The 923-nt window shown below is 69.6% G+C and carries 1 protein-coding gene; it reads left to right on the top strand.

The annotated features are described in order from the left end of the window. Positions 1 to 923: acyl-CoA dehydrogenase family protein (locus tag ABD329_RS47830; protein WP_344318294.1), on the top strand; the 923-nt coding region annotated here is incomplete at both ends.

Here is a 923-nt window from a genome sequence, read left to right as displayed (position 1 = left end):
CACGCGGTGCACGTCCCCGAGTCCTACGGCGGCTCGGGCGCGGACGCGCTGGCCACCGTGATCGTCATCGAGGAGGTCGCCCGGGTCTGCGCCTCCTCCTCCCTGATCCCCGCGGTCAACAAGCTGGGCTCGCTGCCGGTCGTCCTCTCCGGCTCCGAGGAGCTGAAGAAGCGGTACCTGGCTGCACTGGCCGAGGGCGCGTTGTTCTCGTACTGCCTCAGCGAGCCGGACGCGGGTTCGGACGCCGCCGGGATGAAGACCAAGGCGGTCCGCGACGGCGACTTCTACGTGCTCAACGGTGTGAAGCGCTGGATCACCAACGCCGGGGTCTCCGAGTACTACACCGTCATGGCCGTCACCGACCCCGAGAAGCGCTCCAAGGGCATCTCCGCCTTCGTCGTCGAGAAGTCCGACCCGGGCGTCTCCTTCGGCGCCCCGGAGAAGAAGCTCGGCATCAAGGGCTCCCCGACCCGCGAGGTCTACCTCGACAACGTCCGCATCCCCGCCGACCGGATGATCGGCGCCGAGGGCACCGGCTTCGCCACCGCCATGAAGACCCTCGACCACACCCGGATCACCATCGCCGCCCAGGCCCTCGGCATCGCCCAGGGCGCGCTCGACTACGCCAAGGGGTACGTCCAGGAGCGCAAGCAGTTCGGCAAGCCGATCGGCGACTTCCAGGGCGTCCAGTTCATGCTCGCCGACATGGCGATGAAGCTGGAGGCCGCCCGGCAGCTCACCTACGCGGCCGCGGCCCGGTCCGAGCGGGTGTCCCTCGGCGGCGGCAAGGAGGACCTGACCTTCTTCGGCGCCGCGGCCAAGTGCTACGCCTCCGACGCCGCGATGGAGATCACCACGGACGCCGTCCAGCTGCTCGGCGGCTACGGCTACACCCGTGACTACCCGCTCGAGCGGATGATGCG

The organism is Streptomyces javensis (assembly GCF_039525925.1).
Lineage (GTDB): Bacteria > Actinomycetota > Actinomycetes > Streptomycetales > Streptomycetaceae > Streptomyces > Streptomyces asiaticus.
The sequence above is the reverse complement of the archived record's forward strand: the minus strand, read 5'-3'. Positions and strand labels throughout refer to the sequence as shown.